The organism is Cohaesibacter celericrescens, from assembly GCF_002866925.1.
Lineage (GTDB): Bacteria > Pseudomonadota > Alphaproteobacteria > Rhizobiales > Cohaesibacteraceae > Cohaesibacter > Cohaesibacter celericrescens.
Window position 1 is genome coordinate 1 of sequence record NZ_PKUQ01000006.1, and the last position, 20,262, is coordinate 20,262.

Below are 20,262 nucleotides of genomic sequence, written 5' to 3' on the forward strand. Positions count from 1 at the left end.
ATGAAGCTGCGGCCAGTGCTTGCTTGGCACGCACAATAAAGAATAATGGCTAGCCTGAAAAGGTTGTAATCGACAACAGCAGCGCAAACTTAGCAGGACTGCAAAACATGAACAGGTTGCTGCTGATGCATGGCTGGTTCTGGCTGATCGAAATACTGCAGGTGAAATATCTGAATAACATCATTGAGCAAGACCACCGCTTCATCAAAATGCTGACGCGGCCTATGAAGGGCTTCAAATCCTTCTCATCAGCGTCAGCAACATTGGATGGAATAGAAGTCGCACATTTGATCTGCAAAGGGCAGCTCTCAACAGATGGTCAATCCGCATTTCAGCAATTTTCTGCNCCAGAACCCTCTTTTCCATGCAACAGTTATAAAAACCTGAGCGGTTTCAATTGTGAAGGTTCGAAACCATATCCGATTAAAGGTACAACTTTCTTCGCCCGCAATCAGTGCCGTGATGACTATCCTGTTGACTTCACTCGCAATGGCCCTTTAACAGCCTGTTGACGAAGTCCTTGGTTGACGCTTGCGTTCTGCTCTGAATCACTTCGACTGTATTTGTTGGAGGTTTCAGCGATGTCGATGGGCAAGCAGAAAGATCGTCAAGGTGATCTGCTGATGAGTTGGTCGGAGATGCCCCGCTCACCGGGTCATGCCTTTTATGACCGACTTCAGGATCTTCTGATCGAAGCAAATTTTGATGGATTTGCCGAGAACCTTTGCCGCACCTTTTATGCTGCCCGCATGGGGGCTCGTTCGGTGCCGCCGGGGCGGTATTTCCGGATGCATCTTGTTGGCTATTTTGAGGGCATCAATTCCGAGCGTGGCCTGGAATGGCGCTGCTCGGATTCTCTTTCCCTGCGCGAGTTTCTTCTTCTGGAAAGCCGGGAGCGAGTGCCTGATCATTCGTGGTTATCACGGACCAGAAAGCGATTGCCGCTGGAAGTCCATGACAAGGTTTTCGACTGGGTTCTTGCGATGATTACCAAGGCCGGTTTGGTCAAAGGTGATCGCGTCGGCGTTGATGCCTCTACGATGGAGGCCGATGCGGCGCTTCGCAACATCGTTCGCCGGGATACTGGTGAAGGCTACCGGGAGATGCTGACCCGGATGGCGCAAGAAAGTGGTGTCGACACGCCAACGTCTGAAGATCTGATCCGTCTGGACCGCAATCGCAAGGGCAAGAAGCTTTCCAATCAAGACTGGGCTTCAAAGAGTGATCCTGACGCTCGGATTGCCAAGATGAAGGATGGCACGACACATCTTGGTTACAAGCCCGAACATGCGGTAGATCTGGATACCGGCGCGGTTGTTGCCGCACATATTCATTCCGCCGATCAGGGCGACACCAAAACCATCGAAGGAACCCTTTCTATTGCCAAGACCAAGCTGGAGACAGTAGGTGCAGGGCCGAGTGCAGAAGCCCCGACCGATTGTGTGGCTGATAAAGGATATCATTCCCGTGCCGTGCTCAAGGCGATGGAGGATGGCCCATGGAAAAGCCGGATTTGCGAGCCGAAGCGCAAGGGCTTTTATCGCTGGAATGGGGACAAGTCAGCGCAGCGGGCTGTCACCAATAACCGCAACCGGCTCAAGTCGGGAGTGGCCAAGCAGGTGTTCAAACTGCGCGCGGAGATTGTCGAGCGGTCCTTTGCTCACATTCTGGATCGAGGTGGCATGCGACGAACCTGGCTTCGAGGTCGCGAGAATGTGCAGAAACGCTACCTGCTCCACGTCGCTGGTCACAACCTGTCCTTGCTGATGCGACAATTAATCGGCTCTGGCACCCCAAGAGGGGCAGCGCAGGAAGGATATGGCCTTCTATTGGTGCTTTTCGCCCCTCAAGGCACCATTCTCATCGCCATACGCGCTTTGGAAGACCATCTCGACGAGACAATTGGCTTTGTTGCCATCGTCGACTGGAATGAGTGAAAAATTCCACAAACCGACTTAATCAACGGACTGTTAAGGGGAAAGGCCACGAGTATGGGCAACTTCTAATGTGCCATCAGAACTGGGACCGATGTTTCGTCCAAAAACGCCTGGGTAACGCCGCCAAATATCCTCTCCCGTAAGCGAGAGTGGCCATAAGCACCCATAACAATCAGATCAGCCCCCGTTTCTTTCGCATACTGCTTAATAACAACAGCTGTGTCTTTGCCACCACTTTCTAGTATTTTTACAGAAATATTGGAGCCATGGCGAGCCAAATAGACGGCAAGGTCAGCCCCTGGCTTAGCGGTATCTTTCCAAGCAGTAGAGAACGGATCTACTATCACAACGTCGACTTTTTCAGCGTTTTCTACAAATTCAATGGCATTTAAGATTGCCCGAGCCGCTTCTGGTCTAGAATTCCAGCAAACAACAACTTTTTTAGGATTTAGGTCAGGAGTTATCCCATCTGGTATGACTAATATGGGGCGAGTTGATTGAAATATCGAACTTTCAATTATTGGATTTGAGATAAAAGAATTTTTAATAATTGAATTATCTAGCAAAATGAGATCACAGAAACAGGATTTGCTGACAACATAATCTATAATATCTGAATAACTTGAATATTTCACATCAATATTATATGACAATCCATTTTCTTCAAGTAAAGAGGTAACATTATCTACGCGATTAGAAATAGCCTTGTCTTCAGCATCTCGTTCCGCCATCCAGTTTTCATACATCACGGCAGTGTATTCGCTTATTGGAGGGCTACTAGCCAAACCAACTAAAATTAAAGAAAGGTGTGCGTTGGCTGCTTTGCATAAATTCACCGTGATCCTGACATGGCTGTTTGGAGCATTGACAGTGCAGAAACTCATAAAAGTTCGAATAGCCATTGAAACCTCCCAATTAGAAATATTTGCAGGTTTAGATTCTCATAGCTGTAAATATTTGAATTGATGACTATCAATGCAATTGCCAATAATAGGCTAAATTCATCTTGAATTCCCGTAAACGGAACAAGAACAGTATTTGCTCGAATATGGATTGCCTCGAGAACTATGGACATCTTATTCCATAAAGGGAGGCTAGAAGATAATAATGGCCGAGATTCATTTTACCGAGGAGTTCAAGATCGAAGCCGTTAAACGAGTCCCTGATCGCGGGTGTAGTATTGCGAGTAGGGCGGTGTATGATAGGGAAGCAGACAACCCAGATAAAACCGGTATGCCAGTGCGGAACTTTGGAACCTAAACAGAAAATCTTCTCGTGCGTGCGGTGCCCTTTGCTTGTAGCTTTTTTCATATCCGCTCTACTAAGAAAGCACGATGGGTCAAAATTCCTTTCTTAGCAAATCACTCTATTTGGACCTACATGTTCTGATGCGGGACACTTCGTCACAAATACCATACGGACCGTTTGGTAAATTGAAGTGTTATGACGGTATCAAAACATCTGACGGCCGTATCACGTAGGCAGCACCAAACAGAGATTACCACTGAAATTTGCGATTTGAGTGAATGTCATTTGCAGAAAAATGTAGATGTTTATCACCCGTTAATACCGGAAAATAAGCAGAGTATTGAATTTGCGTTGATAGTTATCAATTTAAGCATGGTGCTACAGCCGTATATTTGGTGCATCTTAACGGCGATTGGAGGGTCGAACAAATGAACGCAATGGTACTGCGAACTCTTACCATCAGTGCTGCGGGCGACCAAAAAGGCGGGGAACAGTAGTTTGTAGTGGCATTCACATGAGTGATATTCCGCCATTCCCCTATCATATTCTTTGGCAAGAGCGAAAGGTGATTTCGGTTGCCAATTTGACGCGCCAAGATGCACAGGAATTCTTGGAGATTGCCCCAAAGGTCGGAGTGAAAACCCAAACCACGGTCTACCCATTGGGAAAGTCAACGAGGCGCTCAATGATTTACGGCAGGGCCGTATACTAGAGGCCGCAGTTCTTGTCCCGTGATTGCAGAATAAGGGACAATTGGGCCCATGATTGCGACTTCCGTTGATGCCCAGCATTTCGCGAGGTTACGATTCTAAGAAGGTAGCGAAGGAGCAACGTGTATTCGGGAGGCCTCAATGGCCATCAAGACCATAATGAGCATTTATACCGTCAATAGGCCAGTTGAGGAAATCATGAAGATGATTGCTAAGTTATGCGAAGCTGTAAATGCTAACCTTTTCCTTATCGTTGTAGGCATAATTACCAGCCCGCCTGAGGGCGAATACTCTGTCTCCTTATCAGAAACAAGGATGGATGGGCTTGATGCTGAACTCCAAGCTATTTCAGATCGTATCGAAACTGCCTGGTAAATCCTTGAATCAGCTGGAATTTCCCATAGCACAAAAAAAGAATATACGGACGAAGATCGGATTGACGATATTGCCGAACTGCAGGCCTACTATTGCGACCTGATTGTGTTGAGCGTCGCGACTTTGAAGAGCAAAATTGTTTCTCTACCTGTGCTCGAGGGGCATTTTTCCACTCCGCAGGGTCGGTTTTCCCCGTTCCAAAAGGGAAAACACTTAGCCTCAAGATAGAGAGCATGCTCGTGGCTTGGAATTCCCGGCGGGAAGTTGCTCCAGCGATTTATAACGCGCGTGAGTTTTTGAAGCACGTGGTAAATGTCAGCATCGTCATTATCGATCCGATCGCCAGCAGCAACGAAAATGGTGAGGAACTGGCAGCTGACCTTACAGGGTATCTGGTGCCATGGTGTCAAGTTACCTTAGAAAGACTGGCTAGCGGCGGCAAAAATGCGACAGATGTCACTAAACAGCATGCGATGGATGTCGTTGCTAACATGGTCGCCATGGGTGCTTTGGGTCATTCTGGTTTGAGAGAAAGGATCTTTAGTGGTGTGAGCCAAGCTTTCATCGATGACACGCCGGTTCCTGTGTTTGGTGCATAAGGACGTGTAACCTGCCCTGAGCGGCTGGTTTATTGTCGAACACCAGACAGTTGAGGGTGCAATCGCGCAATCGGCTATGTGTGGATCTGGCCTTTTGCAAGCGCACGCTAACAGTGGAGAAGTTGTATGATCACTGATGATCAGAAGGCCGTAACGGTATTTCTGAGTGATGCGGCATCTTACGGGCTTTCGGGTGCCGTCGAGATGATAGAAACTCATATTTCCCGCATCTTTCTCGTTGGCGATAGGGCTTTCAAGCTAAAGCGGGCGGTCAAGTTACCCTACGTCGATTTCTCAACGTTCAAATTGCGGCTAAACACCTGTCTGAGAGAGGTGGAGCTGAATGCTCGGACTTCGCCTGATCTTTATCTTGGTGTGCGCCTGATCCATCGTAATGCCGATGGTTCTCTCGGTTTCGGTCAGAAAGCCGAACTCATGGATGCGGTCGTGGAAATGAAGCGTTTTGATCAGGCCTGCCTGTTTGACCACATGGCTGCTGCGGGCAAGCTTTCTCCGATGCTGATGACGGACCTGACGCGGATGATTGTCGCATTCCACAAGCATACTTCACCTGTCTGGGATGAAAAAGGAGCTGACAATATCTCAAATGTTCTCGATATTAACGAGAATGGATTTAAAACCAGCAGGGTTTTTTCCACTGCTGAACAGGCCCTGATAAACCGACGCTGCCGGGCGGCTTTTAAGCGTCATGCCCCTTTGCTAGACCAACGTGCTAGAGACGGCAAGATCCGATTTTGTCATGGTGATTTGCACCTGAGCAATCTCTGTCTTGTTGATGATCAGCCACGCCTTTTTGATTGTATCGAGTTCAATGATCGTATTGCGACGGTTGATATACTCTACGATCTGGCTTTTCTGCTGATGGATTTATGGCATCTCGGATTTAAAAATTACACCAATCTTGTTGCCAACCGTTATACGGATGACGCAAAAGAGGATGGCGGTTTTGTACTGTTGCCTTTCTTCATGGCGGTGCGCGCAGTGGTGCGCGCTCATATTTCTGCAACTCAGGCTCAGGAGGCGGGTGGTGACGAGCGTCTGGCCAAAGAAGCACGTAGCTACTACGAGTTGGCAATGACATTATTGCATGACGCCTCCCCTATGTTGATCGCGATTGGAGGCTTCAGTGGATCTGGCAAGACAACACTTGCCGATAGTCTAGCCCCTGAAATCGGGTCGCCTCCCGGTGCTCGCATTTTGGAAAGCGATCGTATCCGCAAGATGCTGCATGGCGTTTCTGCTGAAACACGGCTGGACAACGAAGCCTACAGACCAGATGTATCGCAAAGGGTTTATGCCGAAATGGTCAGCCTTAGCGAGCAAGTCCTTGCCTCTGGCAGTAGCGTCGTTACCGACGCAGTCTATGAAAAGCCTCAAAGGCGCCGAGACATTGAAGCCGCAACCCGGAAGACTGGGGCCGACTTCACGGGGATTTGGCTTGACGCTCCCTTTGATACCTTGCGGCAACGGTTGAAGGCGCGACGTGGTGGTCAATCGGATGCGAATCTTGACGTGCTGCAAAGACAGATTGACCGTGGAGCCTCGGATATTGATTGGGTGCGCATCGATGCATCGTAACTGTAAGGTTGTTTTGCCGTTGCGCTTTGGAGTTACAAGTTTTATGCGACAGAACCATCTCCAAGAATTCCTGTGCATCTTGGCGCGTCAAATTGGCAACCGAAATCACCTTTCGCTCTTGCCAAAGAATATGATAGGGGAATGACGGAATATCACTCATGTGAATGCCACTACAAACGACTGTTCCCCTCCTTTTTGGTCGCCCGCAGCACTGATGGTAAGAGTTCGCCGACTGGTGCAAACAGGATTGCCGCATCAAGCATGACCGGTGCCTTATCGCAAGACGAACCCGCCCAAATAGCACCGAGCGCATGATCCTGAGACGCCTCTCGGGTAAAGGCATAGACCTCCCAGCTGTTTGACGTCAGCTCGTATGGGTCCAAATAGGTTGATTTGCTAAGAGAGAGATTTTGTCTCATCGTAACCCTATAGGAGTGGGTATGAGACAGACATCAGGCAATGGGCGCAGTTCTTCTGAGAAGATCGTCAAAGACATTAAGCGCGCAACGCGCAAGCAGTATTCTGCCGAAGAGAAAATCAGGATCGTCCTTGATGGCCTGCGTGGCGAAGACAGCATTGCTGAGCTTTGTCGCAAAGAAGGCATATCCCAGGGCATCTATTACAAGTGGTCGAAAGATTTTATGGAAGCGGGCAAGAAGCGGCTTGCTGGAGATACCGCCCGTGCTGCGACCACAGATGAGGTCAAAAACTTACGCCGAGAATCCCGCGAGTTGAAGGAAGTTGTCGCCGAGCAGACACTGGAGTTGCGCCTGCTCAAAAAAAGCGTGATGGGAACTGGGGAAGACCAAGAATGAGATACTCCGCATCAGAGAAGCTGGAGATCATCAATCTGGTTGAAGGCTCACACCTATCGGCTCGGCAAACGCTGGACAAGCTTGGCATTCCTCGCACGACTTTTTACCGTTGGTACGACCGGTACCTTCAGCGTGGAGCGGCCGCTTTGGTAGACAAGCCCCCCAAACCAGCCAAGGTTTGGAACCGTATCCCTAATGACATTCGGGATAAAGTTGTCACGTTGGCTCTGGACGAGCCCGAGCTATCGCCTCGGGAATTGGCCGTGATGTTTACCGATACGGAGCAGTATTTTGTCTCGGAAGCTTCGGTTTATCGCATTCTCAAGGCCCAAGACATGATCACCAGCCCTGCCTACATTGTGATAAAGGCCGCCAATGAGTTCAAGGACAAGACCACGACCATCAACCAGCTCTGGCAAACCGACTTCACCTACTTGAAGGTAATCGGCTGGGGCTGGTTCTATCTCAGTACCATCCTGGACGACTACAGCAGATATATTATCTCGTGGAAGCTATGCACCAACATGAAAACTGAGGATGTGACAGACACTCTGGAGCTGGCCTTGCAGGCTTCTGGGTGCGATCAGGTCCATGTCGCCCATAAACCACGTCTGCTTAGTGACAATGGTTCCAGTTATGTCTCATCAGAGCTTGCTGATTGGCTGCAGGATAAGGGTATGAAGCATTCGCGTGGAGCTCCATATCACCCGCAAACACAGGGAAAAATTGAGCGATGGCATCAAACCCTAAAGAACCGCATCTTACTGGAAAACTACTTCTTACCTGGCGATCTTGAACTACAAATCCAGGCCTTCATAGACCACTATAACCATCACAGGTATCACGAGAGCTTAAAAAATGTCACGCCAGCAGACGTCTATTTTGGCAGGGACAAAGACATTCTGAGACAGAGAGAAAACATAAAACAGGAAACACTCGAAACACGGCGCTTGCTTCACCGCAAAGCTGCCGCATAATACAAACAAACAGATGTGGCAAAGTCTCTCTTATTTTTAAGCCACCTTGGTTCCATTTTCTTTGATGACGGACACCGAACGATCGTGTGTGCGCTGGCCGGTTCTGCTGCACGAATTGACGGAGCAGCATTGGCCCGCGTTTGAGAAACTGGTTTCCAAAACTCTGGCGAGTTCGAAAAATGTGTCGCAGGTTCGGCTGTCGACAATCCATATCTGGCTGGAACGTTTCAATCATCATCTTTCTGCCATACAACGCGAGTTGCGCGACTTCCTGCCCTGGCTAGAGTTGCTGGCAGCTCCTCCGAGTGGATTGGCGTCAACCGCAGATAAAATAGCCGATCTTTTGTTCCTAACTTCCGATGACAACACTTCGTCAAGCAACAGAGCTATCGAGACCTTGAATGTGCTTTGCCTGCAGGCTAGTCAAACCACAGCTAAGATCGAAAACGCGCAATGGCTGGCAAGGCTGCGCGAAGCTATAACGATAGGTTTAGCCGCCCAAACGCAATTGAAGGATGCACTTGCTGCGTTGTCGGGCCGGTGCCATGATATGGCATTCGGAATGAATTTTTCTTTTCTTTACGACCCCGAAGTCCGACTGTTTCGTATCGGCTTCAATGTCAGTTCTGGGTTCGCGGATGCTAACCATTATGATCTGCTTGCGACGGAGGCCCGCCTAGCCAGTTACTTTGCTGTTGCCAAAAATGATGTACCACTTGAGCATTGGTATTATCTGGGGCGGCCCATCACCAGACTAAAGGGGCGCCCTTCGATCCTATCATGGAACGGATCTATGTTTGAATATCTGATGCCGCCGCTGTTCCTACCGCGGTATCTTGATACCCTGCTATATGAAAGCGAAGTTACGGCCGTTGACTATCAACGCGATTATGCCCGCAAGCACAATATTCCCTGGGGGATATCAGAATCTGCTTTTGGAACCACTGATGCCGACCGCAACTATCAATATCGTGCCTTCGGTGCGCCGGGTCTGGGCCTGCGCCGTGGTCTGGGTGAGGATCATGTCGTTGCTCCTTATGCCAGTGCACTAGCGCTTTGCTGTTGGCCCAAGGCTGCGGTCGAAAATCTTAAAGATTTGGCCTTGCTGGGCGCCTCGGGTCTGTATGGTTATTATGACGCTATCGATTTTACGCACGAGCGAGTGATCGGGGACCGAGATGGACTGCTGGTCAAAACCTATATGGCGCATCATCAGGGCATGACAATGGGTGCCATCGCGAATGTTTTGGAGAGCGATATTCTGGTGCAGCGTTTCATGGCCCATCCGGCGATGCAGGCAATCAAACTTTTGCTTCAAGAGCGCATCCCATGGGGTCTGCCTATCGAACGAGGGCGGGTCGAAGAGGAATGGAAGACACCCGACAAGGAAGAAAAACAAATGGTCCTTGCGCCTTGGATCCCTTCGCACAGGACAAGTGTGCCGCAAATGCATATTCTGGGCAACGGAATGCTTTCTATGCTGGTTTCAGAAGCGGGAGGCGGCTGCCTCAATTGGGGCAAAGATGCCCTGACCCGTTGGACACCGGATCCGACCCGCGATGTGCATGGATACTGGATCTATGTCGATGATCCCGAGCAAAATCTGCACTGGTCTGTAGCCCGGTTGCCATGCGGGGCAGGCGATGGTGAAGCACAAGTGGTTTTCCATCAGCATATGGTGGAAATGTTCCGTCGCGATCATGACATCGCCGTACGCATGGAGGCAACCATTGCCCCCTATGATGACGTCGACATCCGAATGATGACCATCATGAACGAGGATGATCGCGAGCGCACCATAGAAGTCACCAGTTATGGAGAAGTTGTTCTGGCTCCGCCCCTTGATGACGAGCGCCATCCGGCCTTCAGCAAGTTGTTTGTGCATAGCGCCTATCTGGAATCAGAGGCTGGGTTACTATTCACGCGTCGTCCACGCAGACCCGAGAACCGCCCACCAGTGCTGTTGCACAAGCTGATTTGCGATGATCCAGATGTCTCACTTGTCGGCTTCGAGACCGACCGAAAGCTATTTGTCGGGCGCAACAGGACTGCCCGCCATCCCAGCGCTCAGGATGGTCCGCTTCAGGGCCGGCTGGGCTGGACGCTCGACCCGTTGATGGCGCTGCGGGTGCGCATCCGATTGAAAGCATTGGAAAGCCGGCAGTTTGCCTTTGCCACAATTGCTGGACATTCGCGGGCAGAGGTCATGGATGTCGCCTATCGCTATCCTTTCTCTGCCCTCAAGGGCGCGCTTCATGATGCCCTGCGCGAGGCCACCCGTTTGGTCGAGCGTCTGGATATTGAGCCGCAGGCGCTGCCAGATATTCAGGCACTTTCGTCATTACTCGCCAATCCCGACGCAGCCCTGAGAAACGTCCCCGCCGATCTGGAAGCCAACAGCTTCGGCCAACCCATTCTGTGGCAGTTCGGGATATCCGGTGATTTACCGATTCTGCTGTTGCATATAGAAAAAGACGAACCGGCTGCACTGCTGGATTTTCTGATCCGGGCGCAACGCTTGTGGGAACGCGGTGGCATTAAAATGGATATCGTCATCCTGCGCATGGAGAGCGTCAGCTATGAGGAACCGCTGCGCGAACGCATTCATGACATCCTGCGTAACATCGGTGCCCAGGGATATCTTGGCCGCGCGGGCGGCATACATCTGGTTTCCGCAGCGACCCTGCCGCAAGATTATCGTCGCGGACTGGAAGCAATTGCCTACGTCGTTCTGGAGGAAGATGGCGCACCGCTTGCTTCCAAGCTCGACCGGATGCTTGAGCGCCATAGTATACCACCCCCGATCCCGGCCACCCGCGCACCAGTCTATGAGCCTATGGCCTCACCCGAAAGTCCGGAAACTCTGTCATTCGACAACGGTCTGGGTGGATTCGACCGACAGAATGGGGACTATATCCTCAATCTGAAAGAGGGCATACCGACGCCTGCGCCTTGGTGCAATGTGCTTGCCAATGACACCTTTGGCACGATTGTCAGTGAATCCGGTCTCGGTTTTACGTGGGCGGGCAATAGCGGTGAAAACCGATTGACACCGTGGTCAAATGATCCGGTCAGCGATACCCCCGGTGAGGTGCTGTATTTGCGCGACGAGGAAACAGCACTGTACTGGAGCGTTACACCGGCCCCTAGTGGAGACGATGCGCGCTGTCAGGTTCGTCATGGCGCGGGCCGTACGACATGGCAGCGCAATAGCCACGGACTGGAACAGCAGCTCCGGGCATTCGTGCCTTGCACCGACCCGGTGAAGATTGTGACCCTAACCCTGACCAATAGAACCGATAGGATCCGTCGGATCACCGCAACCTATTACGCCGAATGGCTGTTGGGAGCACTCGGCAGTCGGTCCAAACCGCATATTTGCAGCACATATGATGTATCGGTGGAAGCAATCCTTGCCAACAATTCGTGGAACCCAGAATTTAGCGATGAGGTGGCGTTTCTGGCGGCATCAAAATCGCCGCACAGCGTTAGCGGCAATCGCCATGATTTCCTTGGAGCGGAAGGCGATCTGGGCCATCCGGCTGGCATGCGCCATTTCGATTTGGGTGAACATTTCACACCCGGCGGTGATGCCTGCGCAGCCTATCAGGTTCATTTCGATATCGAACCAGGAGACAATGTGCAGGTCCATTTCATTTTGGGTCAGGGTACAGGCCGTGAAGGTGCACACCAGTTGATCGAGCGATGGTGCGATGCCGATCATGTCGAAGCCGAATTTGGGGCGCTTGGGTCCTATTGGCAGAGGATCCTCGGTGCGACTGTGGTCCAAACACCAGATCCAGCATTTGATATTCTCACCAATCGCTGGCTACTTTATCAATCCATCTCGTCCAGGCTGATGGCTCGGGCGGGCTTCTATCAGGCCGGAGGCGCCTTTGGTTTCCGCGATCAACTACAGGATGTGTTGGCGCTTATGCATTGCGATCCGGGGCGAGCACGGCGCCAGATTCTGCTCGCTGCTGAACATCAGTTTGAAGAGGGAGACGCTCAGCATTGGTGGCATCCGCCTTTGGGCAGGGGCGTGCGGACACGCTGTTCAGACGATTATATTTGGCTTGCCTTTGTCACTGCGCGCTACGTGGAGGAAACAGGCGATACCGCAATCCTAGAAGAAAAAATCCCCTTCCTCATGGCTTCTCCCCTGCGGCCCGACGAGGGAGACCGCTATGCACAATTTGATATCGGAGAAACTGCGACTCTGTTTGAGCATTGTGCACGGGCATTGGAACACATGCAGATAACAGGACAACACGGTCTGCCGTTGATCGGTGCGGGCGACTGGAATGACGGTATGGACAGAGTAGGGAAGGCAGGACGTGGCGAAAGCACTTGGCTTGCCTGGTTTCAGATTGCCACGATCACAGCCTTTTCGACGCTGGCCGAAACGCGTGGTAACGACGAAGAGGCGGCCCTATGGCGCGATTATTCACGATTACTAACAGCCGCTATCGAGGAAACCGCATGGGATGGTGAATGGTATGTGCGTGCCTTTGATGATGCAGGTGAAACGTGGGGATCCAAGAGCAGCGAAGAATGCCAGATAGATTCCATTGCCCAATCCTGGTCCGTGATATCAGGAGCCGGGCAGGCGGACCATGCTCGAACAGCAATCCAATCGGCTAATAAGCATTTGATCCAACTCGAAGACCGGCTGGTCAAACTGCTGGTTCCTCCTTTCTCCCAAACACCGCGCGATCCTGGTTATATCAAGGCATATCCGCCCGGAACCCGCGAAAATGGAGGCCAATATACCCATGCGGCCACCTGGCTGGGTATCGCCAATGCTCAATTTGGCGATGGGGATATGGCGTGGACAATCTTTGACATTATCAATCCGATCAAACGCACTACCTCCAGGGATGATCTGGACCACTATGCCCGCGAACCCTAAGCGGTGCCTGGCGATGTTGCAGGTGTGGGGGATCTTACGGGGCTTGGTGGTTGGTCTTGGTACACAGGTGCGGCCAGTTGGACATGGCAGCTTGCGGTCTCAAGCATTCTGGGAATCAAGTTCCTTAAGGGCGCGGTGTGTTTTAAGCCCTGTTTGCCAAAAGAATGGGGGCAAGCTCGAGTGACCCTGTCAGGGCTGAAAGGTGAAATGGACATTCTGATTGAAGATCCAGATCACTATGGCCATGGTGCCATCGAGATATTGCTGGATGGAAAAAAAACCGGAAAACCAGTTGGTTGCATTCCCGGGTGCGGGTCAATCAATCAAGGTCACTATTCGCATTCTGGGAGATTAACAGAACTCATCAAGCCAGAGTCAATCAACATTCATCGCATATGAGGAGATATTTCGTATTTTCGGTGTGTCTGTAATAGCCTCTATGTCGTTATAGTCATTCTTCTGGCCCTTGATAAACGGTCTCTCATTAATCGCTGGGAAAGCCCATGAGCCAAATTGAATTGCCCCGAAAATTGTAAACTGAGTTTTCTGGCACAACCGTTTTACGGATGTAATAATTTATCTGCGTATTTGGCCCTCAAGAAACCGCTGCTCCTCCTTACTCAATTCAATTTCATCCGCAATCCGTCCCAACATCGTATCATCTCCCAGGTCAGTTCAAATAATGATACAAATTACAATTCTAGAAAACCAAGTGTTCGCTTCATTGAGAAGAACTCAAGGCAATACTGCACCCTTATCCAAGATAGATTGTTCCTGTGGGATAAGAGATCCGCTTTGGTTTTTGTGCCGCAAGGAGAAACCCGATTGTGAGCGGCCCAACCCGGCCTATGAACATGATAAAAATCATTATAATCCTCCCGATCGGGTCAAACTGGTCTGTTACACCCCGCGAAAGGCCCACAGTCCCAAAGGCGGAAATTGCTTCAAAGGCGAGATCGAGAAAAGCACCTTCGTGGAATATCAGCATGGCAAACAGCGACGTCAGGATTAGCGAAAGGGTTACCATCACCAGCGCGAGAACCTTCATGACCTGATCCGCACTAATCCTGCGTCCGAAGATATCAACCGTTGGACGTCGTTTGAAAAATGCCAGTGTCGCCAAAACGAGCACGATAAATGTGGTAACCTTGATGCCGCCGCCCGTAGAGGAACTTCCCGCGCCGATCACCATGAGAAGCATGAACATCAGAGTCGTACTGTCAGTCATCCCCCCGATATCTACCGTGTTAAAGCCCGCTGTTCGGGTTGATGCGGCTTGAAACCAGCTCGCCCAAAGCTTCGTTGCCCAGTCGAGCCCACCCAACGTAGCGGGATTAGTCCACTCCATCGCCGCAAAGGTCAGTGTGGACCAGATCAAAAGCACGATGGTGCCGACCAGCATGAGTTTGGTGTGAAGCGAAAATTGCCGCCAATTGTGTATCCTCCAGATGTCGGAGACGACGGTAAATCCGAGCCCGCCGATGATAAATAGCAGCGGCACAATAATATTGACGACCGGATTACCGACCCAGTGGCTTAAACTGTCGGGAAAGAGTGAAAATCCGGCATTGTTAAATGCGGAAATTGAATGGAAAAACGATTGCCAAATCCCCTCTCTCCATCCGAATTCCGGTATAAAAACAAGTGCAAGCAGCGCAGCACCAACAATTTCGCAAAGCAGTACCACCCGCAGGATCATTTTTGTTAAAGAAAAAAGATCTGAGGCTGAGGTTTGGTTCAAGTCTTCTCGCAGATAAAGATTTTGAGTGAAGCCGACTGGCAGGCCTAACATGGACAAGATCAATACGGCGAAGGTCATTAGCCCCAACCCGCCCAACTGGATCAGACAAATGATTACAATCTGGCCAAAAAGATTGAAATCCGCACTGGTATCTAGAACAATCAATCCCGTCACTGTCAGGGCGGAGGTGGCTGTGAAAATGGCCTCCGACCAAGTAATGGGTATGGCTGTCGCAAATGGTACTTTCAGAGCTATGGCCCCAATCAGGATGAGGACAAAATAGAGCAGAACAAGAACGAGCGGAGGCGGAAGATGGGTCACCCCGCGTTTCGTATAGGGAAGGGCCATTCGGTTAACTCCGATCGCGGAGAAAATCACCGAACTGCCGCAGATTGGGCCGTTTGCCAAGCAGAAGAAGTTTGTCACCGTCCTTCAGTGTCATATCTCGGCTTTCGCAAGACAGGAATCGGCTATCCCGCATTACCCCAAGGGGCCGCAGGTCGTGGTTTGAGAATAATACCGGATCGCTCGGCGATTGGCCATCAAGCTGCGCAGGAACCTTAAAATCAACTACATGAAATCCATTGCCTAGACTAACATAATCCCGCATTAAAGGATTGTGTAGCATTTGCGCAATGTGTTGACCAACTTCATGTTCAGGATGGATAACGCGATCCGCACCAAGCTTGGTCAATATTCTATGATGTGTCCGGTTGAGAGCTCTCACCCAGATTGTTTTTACACCGAGTAGTTTGACGTTCATAGTGCAAAGAAGGTTCGCCTCAAGGTCTTCGCCGATGGCGATGATCACAACGTCACAATTGCTAACACCGGCCTCTTTCAAGGCTTCCTCATCCTTGCCATCCGCAATTACCGCCTTGGACAAGGTGTTGGCCAGCTTGGCTACATCTCGCTCATTCGTATCAATTCCCAACACAGGATCGCCAAAGTTGGCCAGTTCACTGGCGACAGTGCTACCAAAATTGCCAAGGCCAATCACCGCAAAACTGCGTGTATACATTGGTGTGCCCCCCCCCCCGACTATCTGTACGTTGCGTATCTTAGACACGTTGCATCAAAATTGGCAATTTTCTGCAGTTTTAGTATCCACGCGTTGGTTTAAACAAAAGCTTCATGAATTCCGAAATGGCCAGAAGGATAGCAGGCGCTATGGCTGCCATTACAAATGCCTCGATTTCCAAAGGTGAGAAAAGCAAGATCTCATTGGCGGCTGGCCACATGAAGATGATAAGGAACAGGACAAATACGATAGCCACGACGATCCAGAAAGTCTGGTTCGGTTTGAGAAAAGCCTGAAACATTGAAACAGAATAGGATCGGTTGACCAGAACGAGAATGAAGATATTCAAGATCAAGGTCAGGAATGTAAGCGCTCGGATCTCGCCGTCTGGATAGCCGTAGGCGATACCCCAAAAATAGACACCACCGGTTATCACCAGAGCCATTGCTCCCTCCACGATGCCCCAGATGACCAGAGGCTTGGGCAACAGCTTCTCTTCGGGCGACCTTGGTGGACGGCGCATGATATCCTCCTCCTCCTCTTCCGCCTCAAAGACCAGAGAGCAAATCGGATCGATGATCATTTCCAAAAGTGCGATATGCAGCGGCCACAGAACGATCGGCAAGGAAAAAGCAAGCGGCACAAGCGCCAGTCCGGCAATCGGCAGATGCAGGGCAAGAATGAACAAAGATGCCTTCCGGATATTATCGTAGATGCGCCGTCCCAACTGAACGGCCTGAACTATGGAACCAAAATTATCATCGAGCAGAACGATAGAGGATGCCTCACGGGCGACGTCCGTGCCTCTGGCACCCATGCCAATGCCGATATGGGCGGCCTTCAGTGACGGGGCATCATTGACCCCGTCTCCAGTCATCGCGACAATTTCACCATTGCTCTTGAAGGCATCAACGATCTTGAGTTTTTGCTCGGGCATGATGCGTGCGAAGACATGCACCGACGCAAGCCGACCGGCCAGTTCCTCGTCATCCATACCAGCAAGCGCCCGACCCGTGATCACTTCGTCATTTACATCGGCAATTCCCGCCTGCCGCGCTATCGCCAACGCAGTCGCGGGATAATCCCCCGTGATCATAACGACCCTGATGCCGGCTGATCGACATTGCGCCACTGCGTCGGAGACTTCCGGTCTCAAACCATCGGCAAGACCGACCAGACCGAGAAAGTGAAAGGCGAAGTCTTGCGGTGTGTCCGGCAGCATCGTGCCAGAGTGGTTGGCTTGAGCTACCGCAAGAACGCGTAGACCCTTGTCAGCCATTTGCTCCGACAATTTCCGGATACCGGCTGCCTTGCTCTCCTCCAAATGGCACAGAGCCGCGATGGCTTCAGGTGCGCCCTTCGTTGAGGCAGAGTAATTGGATCCTGCTTCTGTCGCCCAGACCTGTGTGACAGCGAGAAGCTCCGCAGTCAGGCCATATTCTTTTACCAAAGCCCAATTGCCTCTGCCCGGATGACCACTAGGAAAGGCCATCGGTGTGAGATCATGAAAGGCTATTTCCATAGGGTCGAAGGGATCGAGTGTACAGGCTAGAATGCCATGAGCGGCCAGTTGTCTGCATTCCTCGCCAAGGTTTTGACCGCTATCGAGCATATGCTGCCGCCCATCCGGCAGAACCAATTCTGCAATGGACATACGGTTTTCTGTCAGAGTGCCGGTTTTGTCCGTGCACAGAACTGTCGCCGATCCCAGCGTTTCGATGGCGGTCACTCTGCGTGTGAGCACTCTTGCCTTGGAAATCCGCCACGCGCCCATAGCCATGAATACCGTCAGGACGACCGGAAACTCCTCGGGCAACAGGGACATGCCCAGTGCGATGCCTGCCAGTATGCCATCAAGCCAGTTGTCGCGGAAAATCCCGTAAAACGTTATCACAACTGTACATACGACAAGTGCGATCAAGCCAAAAATCCGCACGAGGTGCCGCATCTGCACCTGCAGTCTTGGCGGCGCACGATCAAGCGAGCCAAGCGACAATCCGATCTTGCCGATCTCGCTGCGCGCGCCTGTGGCGGTGACTTCGCAAATGGCACTGCCCCGGACTATCAATGTGCCCGAGAAGACCCAAGGTTGCAGATTGCCTCCCGGATGCTGATTTTCAACTGCATCGCTTTGTGTCGCTTCAACCTTGAGAACTGGAACAGACTCGCCAGTAAGAAGGGATTCGTCAGCTTCAAGATCATGATTTTGTAAAATGATGGCATCTGCGGGTACGCGGTCTCCCTCAGCCAGGACCATCAAATCGCCGCAGACCACCTCGCGCGCAGGTATCCGCTTGCGATCACCGTCCCTGATCACCAGAGCGCGCGGACTGGTTAGATTGCGCAGGGCATGCAACACCTGTTCGGTGCGCATTTCCTGCCAGACCGTAATAAAAATTGAAAAGCAGGCAAGCGTTGTCAGCAGGATCGCTTCCTTGATGTCCCCGAGAAGAAAATAGATGATGCCACCGGCAACGAGCAGCGCCATCATCGGCTCGCGCAACACCTCCATGACAATGGTTGCCATGGTCCGCTGCTCATCTGCCTGCAATTCATTGGGGCCATCGAGCTTAAGAGTTGTTATAGCCTGCTGTTCGGTCAATCCTGAAAAGAGGCTTGACGCCTTGCCGGTTAAGTTTTTTTTCTCGATTTCACTCTTCGTGGCCATTTTCTTTCACAATCGGAGCCCGTTTTTGCAGTCAGGTAGTTTTGCCCTGCCCATATCGATCTCGAACCTGATCGGAACATTCTCAATCACATTTTCCTCTGGCTGTTCTGACTTCTCTGGGGCGATGGCTTTGCCCTTTCCAAGGGAAAAGATTAGGCCGTTTTCTCCGCCAGATAGGTTATGATCGCCGAAAAACTTCCAAGACTTTGATAGTCTTTTTCAGGAACAGACAGCGAAAACTGCTTGCTAAGGGCTGTTACCAGATTCAGGAAGTCCATCGAGTCGATGTCGAATTCCTCACGCAAATCACCGTCACGGTCGATATCCGCGACATCAATATCCGGGGCGATCCGTCCAAGGGCGTCAGCCAGTGCTTTTTCCAATTCAACCTGTGTCATAGTTTTTCCGGCTCCTGTAAGATACGTTCAATACGGGCAAGCAAGAGCGCCCCGCGATGGCCATCATTGATCCGATGATCGCTGGCCAGTGTGACATGGACTATGCGCCGTGGTCCTATCATTCCGTCGACCACGCGTGCCTCGGTGACCGGCATGCCAAAACCGATAATCGCTACCTGTGGCGGATAAATAACACCATAAAGCGTCTCGACACCTCGATCTCCCATAATAGAAACCGTGATCGTCGGATCAGACAGCTCGGAGGAACGAAATCGACCGGCCCGGACACGGACAACGAGATCGCGCATTTTCACCATCAAACCTTCCAGACTCAAACCTTCTGCATTGTGAATTGCCGGGGCGACCAACCCCGTGCCGCGGATGTTAATCGCAACACCGACGTGGATTGCGGCACCGGAGTGAAACACACCATCGATATAATGTCCGTTGAATTCAGGGTATTTGTGTGCCGCCAATGCCACGGCTTTGACCAATAATGCGCTCAACAACAACCGGCTTTCGGGGGCGCGCTCGGCATTGTAATCCGCCAACCAGGCCTCGCAGAGCGTTAGATCAATGCTGTGAGCGAGGTAGAAATGCGGGATTTCGCGTTTCGAACGGGACATTGCCGTAGCGATGGCAGCGCGCATGCCGCTAAGACGCTCTCCTGTTTCTGTTTCATCAATCGGGGCAGGTTCTTTGGTTGACAGAATTGTCCGTTCAGCTGGCTTTTCTGCCATTTCGACATCCTGCAACAGGACTTCTCCGCTGGGGCCGCTGCCGCTGATTGAAGCAACATCAATCCCGTGCTGGTCGGCATAGCGTCGAGCAATGGGCGAGACCCGGGTTCGTTCTCCGGCGGGTGTGGTTACCCGCGCCTCAGCAAGTAGACCTGTCGGACCAGCAACCGGTTCAGCTTCGGCTGCGGGTTTGTGATCTGCAACGGCTTCTGAGCCGTCAGCTGCTTTTGTGATCGGTTCAGATTTTTCCGACTGCTCTGCATCCCTGATCGCGGCCGCTTCACCCCGTTCGCGGATCGCAGCGATTGGTGTGCCAACGGGCACCGCCATGCCGATATCCACCAATGGATGATCGAAAATACCCTCGTTGAATATCTCGATCTCGATTGCGCCTTTTTGGGTTTCGACCACAGCAATGGTATCGCCATGTTTGAGCATGGCACCGGGTTCGACCAGCCATTCAACGAGCTTGCCATCTTCCATATCGGCACCGAGCGATGGCATGAGAAAATCGATCATGGG

General features: G+C 51.3%; 13 protein-coding genes and 3 pseudogenes. 9 read left to right on the top strand and 7 right to left on the bottom strand.

Annotated elements, in window-relative coordinates; genetic code table 11:
* A pseudogene (locus C0081_RS04225) lies at positions 1–344 on the top strand (DDE-type integrase/transposase/recombinase); the annotation flags it as partial.
* 237 nt (positions 345–581) lie between these two features.
* Positions 582–1,937, top strand: a complete 1,356-nt coding sequence (locus C0081_RS04230; protein ID WP_210200386.1) for a transposase — start codon at positions 582–584, stop codon at positions 1,935–1,937.
* A gap of 65 nt (positions 1,938–2,002) precedes the next feature.
* Here C0081_RS04230 and C0081_RS04235 read toward each other — a convergent pair whose 3' ends face one another.
* Positions 2,003–2,839 (bottom strand): universal stress protein, encoded by an 837-nt coding sequence (locus C0081_RS04235; RefSeq protein ID WP_101532567.1) that lies wholly within the window; start codon positions 2,837–2,839, stop codon positions 2,003–2,005.
* 793 nt (positions 2,840–3,632) lie between these two features.
* Here C0081_RS04235 and C0081_RS23510 point away from each other — a divergent pair.
* The 4 genes and pseudogenes from C0081_RS23510 to C0081_RS04260 form a co-directional block, all read left to right on the top strand.
* Positions 3,633–3,920, top strand: a pseudogene (locus C0081_RS23510) (alcohol dehydrogenase); the annotation flags it as partial.
* A gap of 116 nt (positions 3,921–4,036) precedes the next feature.
* On the top strand, positions 4,037–4,270 hold the full coding sequence (locus C0081_RS04250; protein WP_101532570.1) for a hypothetical protein: 234 nt from the start codon (positions 4,037–4,039) through the stop codon (positions 4,268–4,270).
* Between the two features lie 233 nt (positions 4,271–4,503).
* On the top strand, positions 4,504–4,869 hold the full coding sequence (locus C0081_RS04255; protein WP_101532571.1) for a universal stress protein: 366 nt from the start codon (positions 4,504–4,506) through the stop codon (positions 4,867–4,869).
* A gap of 126 nt (positions 4,870–4,995) precedes the next feature.
* Positions 4,996–6,468 (top strand): bifunctional aminoglycoside phosphotransferase/ATP-binding protein, encoded by a 1,473-nt coding sequence (locus tag C0081_RS04260; RefSeq protein WP_101532572.1) that lies wholly within the window; start codon positions 4,996–4,998, stop codon positions 6,466–6,468.
* Positions 6,469–6,523: 55 nt separating this feature from the next.
* Here the strand turns inward: C0081_RS04260 and C0081_RS23515 are convergent.
* Positions 6,524–6,818 (bottom strand): annotated as a pseudogene (locus C0081_RS23515) (alcohol dehydrogenase); the annotation flags it as partial.
* A 90-nt stretch (positions 6,819–6,908) separates the two neighbouring features.
* Here C0081_RS23515 and C0081_RS04270 point away from each other — a divergent pair.
* The 3 genes from C0081_RS04270 (at position 6,909) to C0081_RS04280 (ending at position 13,571) form a co-directional block, all read left to right on the top strand.
* Positions 6,909–8,260, top strand: a protein-coding gene (locus tag C0081_RS04270) for an IS3 family transposase (protein WP_101532573.1) whose coding sequence is annotated in 2 segments (ribosomal slippage) — positions 6,909–7,245 and positions 7,245–8,260 — 1,353 coding nt in all. Because the reading frame shifts where the segments join, the coding sequence is not laid out codon by codon here.
* Between the two features lie 64 nt (positions 8,261–8,324).
* The gene (locus tag C0081_RS04275) at positions 8,325–13,172 is read left to right on the top strand and encodes a glycoside hydrolase family 94 protein (protein ID WP_146006400.1); all 4,848 of its coding nucleotides are present in this window, start codon (positions 8,325–8,327) and stop codon (positions 13,170–13,172) included.
* A gap of 3 nt (positions 13,173–13,175) precedes the next feature.
* Complete coding sequence (locus C0081_RS04280) at positions 13,176–13,571, top strand: hypothetical protein (RefSeq protein ID WP_101532575.1); 396 nt, start codon at positions 13,176–13,178, stop codon at positions 13,569–13,571.
* 355 nt (positions 13,572–13,926) lie between these two features.
* Here C0081_RS04280 and C0081_RS04285 read toward each other — a convergent pair whose 3' ends face one another.
* From C0081_RS04285 to C0081_RS04305, 5 genes are all read right to left on the bottom strand, one after another.
* Entirely contained in the window at positions 13,927–15,261 is a 1,335-nt protein-coding gene (locus tag C0081_RS04285) for a TrkH family potassium uptake protein (RefSeq protein WP_101532576.1), read from the bottom strand.
* A gap of 4 nt (positions 15,262–15,265) precedes the next feature.
* Positions 15,266–15,934 carry a potassium channel family protein gene (locus C0081_RS04290; RefSeq protein ID WP_101532577.1) on the bottom strand — a complete coding sequence of 223 codons (669 nt, stop codon included), beginning with the start codon at positions 15,932–15,934 and terminating at the stop codon, positions 15,266–15,268.
* Positions 15,935–16,013: 79 nt separating this feature from the next.
* Entirely contained in the window at positions 16,014–18,602 is a 2,589-nt protein-coding gene (locus tag C0081_RS04295; RefSeq protein WP_101532578.1) for a cation-translocating P-type ATPase, read from the bottom strand.
* Positions 18,603–18,754: 152 nt separating this feature from the next.
* Entirely contained in the window at positions 18,755–19,000 is a 246-nt protein-coding gene (locus tag C0081_RS04300; protein WP_101532579.1) for an acyl carrier protein, read from the bottom strand.
* A complete protein-coding gene (locus C0081_RS04305; protein WP_101532580.1) occupies positions 18,997–20,259 on the bottom strand; it encodes a dihydrolipoamide acetyltransferase family protein in 1,263 nt (420 codons plus the stop codon). The genes C0081_RS04300 and C0081_RS04305 overlap by 4 nt, the downstream gene beginning before the upstream one ends.
* Positions 20,260–20,262 lie beyond the last annotated feature (3 nt).